This window comes from Coprococcus sp. ART55/1 (genome assembly GCF_000210595.1).
GTDB lineage: Bacteria > Bacillota > Clostridia > Lachnospirales > Lachnospiraceae > Coprococcus > Coprococcus aceti.
On record NC_021018.1, the window covers coordinates 837,284 to 839,233 of the forward strand.

General features: G+C 38.1%; 3 protein-coding genes and 1 pseudogene. 1 reads left to right on the forward strand and 3 read right to left on the reverse strand.

The genetic code is table 11. The annotated features are described in order from the left end of the window. The 3 genes from CCU_RS04005 to CCU_RS04015 form a co-directional block, all read right to left on the reverse strand. Positions 1–305: relaxase/mobilization nuclease domain-containing protein (locus CCU_RS04005; protein WP_208895974.1), on the reverse strand; the 305-nt coding region annotated here is incomplete at its 3' end. Further along, positions 254–595, reverse strand: coding sequence for a MobC family plasmid mobilization relaxosome protein (locus tag CCU_RS04010; RefSeq protein WP_015533658.1), 342 nt, complete (start codon positions 593–595; stop codon positions 254–256). The genes CCU_RS04005 and CCU_RS04010, both read right to left, overlap by 52 nt. 352 nt (positions 596–947) lie before the next feature. Continuing rightward, entirely contained in the window at positions 948–1,292 is a 345-nt protein-coding gene (locus CCU_RS04015) for a winged helix-turn-helix transcriptional regulator (RefSeq protein WP_015533659.1), read from the reverse strand. A 94-nt stretch (positions 1,293–1,386) separates the two neighbouring features. Here CCU_RS04015 and CCU_RS04020 point away from each other — a divergent pair. Next, positions 1,387–1,950 (forward strand): annotated as a pseudogene (locus tag CCU_RS04020) (site-specific integrase); the annotation flags it as partial.

Sequence of the window (1,950 nt, forward strand, 5' to 3'; positions counted from 1 at the left end):
ATATGGGTGGTAACAACATACGAATATTTTCCCTCTAAAAGTTTATCTGCAAGCTCCTTTCCAATGTGGTGCGCTTCTTCAAAACCGACCTCTCCCGGAGCAAAAGCCTGTATCAGATGATAGGCTTTGTTGGGACTGTTTTCCCGGCAGTGGTCGAGAGTATATTTGAAGTCATAAGCTACGGTTTCCGGAGAACAGGCATAAGAGGAAACGAACATTTTTTCATCGGTCTTTTCGGGGTTGCAGATGTAGTCTATCGCTTTATCAACGGTTGCTTTGATAGCATGGATTTTTGTGTACGCCATACCTCATTCATCAACTCCTTTACTTCGTCCATATCTTCCTGATAAATATTCCCGGTGCTGTTTATTCGCTTGGCAATCTGATTCAGATTTGAGCTGATACGTCCAAGCTCCGTATTATAATTTCTTAAATAACTGTAATCCACGTCATAGACATAGCCATACAAAATGAGCTTTCGTAAGAAAGCGGACTTACTTTTCATGCCTGATACTCTGAACTTCTCGTCTAGGATATACTGCTCGTCATCATCGAGATAAATTTGCACCGGATTGGTGCGTTTTCTGTTTGCCATTTCTTTAACTCCTTTTTGATTTTGGGTACAAAAAAACTGCTGTAAAATGTTCGATGTTTTACAACAGTTTGTTTCAAAGTGTATTCGATTTTGGATAAAGTTATCCGAGAAAAATTGTAGCAAAATTGCAGAAGAAGGTCAATGATTTTGCTGTGAAAAGTGACTTAAAAAATATAAGAGGGTTAGGGATACTTCCCTATGGAAATTTACGGGTTGTGCCTGTGGCATAAAAGTAAATTTCAGCCTATGTGTCATGACATGGGCAGTGCTTGCTATGAGTGTTACCGACACTCCCGGAGGGTGTGTCGATAGTTGATTACTTAGGGAAGTAGTACTCTTATGGAAAACAGGATTAGCATAAATGTGTTTCGCTCCATTCTTTCATTTGCTCTAAAATTGGAACAAAGCTTTCGGCTAATTCTGTAAGGGTGTATTCTACTCTGGGAGGTATTTCTTGATAAATCTGACGATTGATCCATCCGTCATTTTCCAATTCCCTTAACTGTTTGGTAAGAGTTGATTTTGTAATTTCATTGCCAATTCTTCTTTGTAATTCCCCCAAGCGTTGTACTTTATAAACTGAAATGTACCACATAATTAAAATTTTCCATTTCCCTCCAATAACGGACTGCAACTTGGTCATCGGAACGCAGCTTGCCATAAGACTCTGACTACGAGAAAATTTGTTATCAGCCATAATAGCCCCTCCTTTGTATACAAATTATAAAATATCATTTAATGAATATCAAGGTAGTGTCTTTTTTAATATCAGGTAACCTATACTAATGTACTTAGTAGTAAATGATGCTGTCACAAGGGAGGCAATTACAAAGGATCAGATGCGAAAATTCTTAAAGTTTGTACATGATGATGTAGTTTACTGCAAGTATTATGAAGTAATATACATTCTTTTTCATACAGGTATGAGAATTTCGGAGTTTTGTGGATTGACGATGAAAGATATTGATTTAGAGAAAAAAACCATCAATATCGACCATCAGTTGCAGAGAACTTCGAAGATGGAGTATGTGATTGAGCCGACAAAGACGAATGCCGGAACAAGGGTAATTCCAATGACAAAAGAAGTTACAGAAATGTTTCGAGCAATCATTCAAGACAGACCGGAATATAAAGTGGAGAAAGTGGTAGGTGGATATACTGGATTTCTTTTCCTGGATAAGAAAGGAATGCCGTTGGTTGCCATGCATTGGGAACACAGATTTAACAGTATGGTTGGCAGGTATAACGAGATTTATAAGGTACAGATGCCAAATATCACACCCCATGTATGCCGTCATACATATTGCTCCAACATGGCTAAATCGGGAATGAATACTAAAACACTGCAATATCTG

Coding starts and splice junctions, on each gene's coding strand:
- CCU_RS04010 (WP_015533658.1), bottom strand. CDS start 595: ATGGCAAACAGAAAACGCACCAATCCGGTGCAAATTTATCTCGATGAT.
- CCU_RS04015 (WP_015533659.1), bottom strand. CDS start 1,292: ATGGCTGATAACAAATTTTCTCGTAGTCAGAGTCTTATGGCAAGCTGC.